Annotated in this window: 1 protein-coding gene and 1 pseudogene; both read right to left on the reverse strand. The window is 71.2% G+C overall.

Features of this window, described 5'->3' with window-relative positions; translation table 11 throughout:
- Positions 1-349, reverse strand: a pseudogene (locus B7X32_RS20865) (acyl-CoA desaturase); the annotation flags it as partial.
- 170 nt (positions 350-519) lie between these two features.
- A complete protein-coding gene (locus B7X32_RS20870) occupies positions 520-1,278 on the reverse strand; it encodes a patatin-like phospholipase family protein (RefSeq protein WP_292724148.1) in 759 nt (252 codons plus the stop codon).
- Positions 1,279-1,443 lie beyond the last annotated feature (165 nt).

Genomic DNA, 1,443 nt, shown 5'->3' on the forward strand with positions numbered 1-1,443 from the left:
GGGCGAGCTTGTCGTTTGCCGGACCGGAGGCGAGGATCTGCCGATGCGCGGCCTCGTGCGCGAGGAAGGCCACCTGCGTGAAGAGGATGCCGAAGACCCCGGCGATGAGTAGCTGGAACCAGCTGTCGCCCAGGAGGACGAATCCCGCGATGGCTCCGCCGAACGCGATCGCGATCGCCGTGGCGACGAGGATGTAGAACCGCGGGGTGCGCTGCATCAGTCCCATTTCGCGGACGACGCGCGACACCTCGACGAAAGCACGGGCGACGTGCGGGAAGTCCTCCTTGCGGGCGTAGGTCTGTCGCACGGGACCCAGACGCGAGGGGATTTCAGTCTGTACGGATGTCATCGATGAGCGCCTTCCCTGGTTCCGGCAGAAGGCCGGAGCTGGAGCCAAGGGCGGACGCCGATCGCTGGCTCCCACGCTACGCGCTCGCATATGCGGGAACGGGCATGGGCGCCTGTGCATCCACCTCGAAAGCACCCTCAAGGGCTCCCGGGCGGCGGACGAGTCGGCTCCTAGGCGATGGAGAGGAGGCGTCCGTCGCGATCCGCGGCGTCCAGGGCCTCCTCGGCCGCCCGACGCCCCTCTGCGATGAGCCGCGGCACGTCCTTCATCACCCACTGCGCCATGCGCTCCATCTCGGGCTGGATGAGGATCACCGTCGGGTCGGCGACGAGGTCGGCGGTGGCGGTGACCGTGCGCATCATCCGCACGTTCTCCCACTTGGCGTGCAGGCGGACGACGATCGTGCGCTCCGCGCCGAGCGCGCGGGTCACGGAGTCCGGGACGTTGTCGACCATGCCGCCGTCGGCGAGCAGGGCGCCGTCGCGGCGGACCGGGGGCAGCACACCGGGCACGGCGACGGACGCGCGGAGGGCCGTGCTGAGCGGTCCGCGGTCGAGGATCACGCCGCGGCGCGTGCGCAGATCCGTCGCGTAGGCGCCGAAGCGTCGCGGCAGGTCCTCGATCAGCGGGTCGTGGCCGAGGATGCGGCGGATCGCGTCGGTGACCGCGTGCGTGTCGAGCAGACCCCAGCGCGGACGCAGGGACCAGCGGGCGATCGCGCCCCAGCGGAAGCCGCGCACCGCGCGCTCGATCGCGTCGGCTCCGAATCCCGCGGCGTAGGCGGCGCCGAGGAGCGCGCCCGCGCTCGTCCCGGCGACGATTCCGGGCCGGATGCCGCGTTCGGCGAGCACCTGCAGCACTCCGGCCTGTGCGGCGCCGTACGCGCCGCCGCCGCTCAGCGTCAGCCCGAGGGTGTGATCGTCCGTCACGTGTCTCCCCTCGCCGGCCGTCACGCGACGCTACCAGTGGTCGCCTTCGCAACGGCTGAGTCGGAGGTATGGAGAAGAGTTCATCGCCCTGGTCCCGAACCAGAACGATGACCCCCCTGCACCTCCAGCGGGCGCAGCACTCCCCAGCGCTGCGCCACAGTGAAC

Source organism: Microbacterium sp. 13-71-7 (genome assembly GCF_002257455.1).
Classification (GTDB): domain Bacteria; phylum Actinomycetota; class Actinomycetes; order Actinomycetales; family Microbacteriaceae; genus Microbacterium.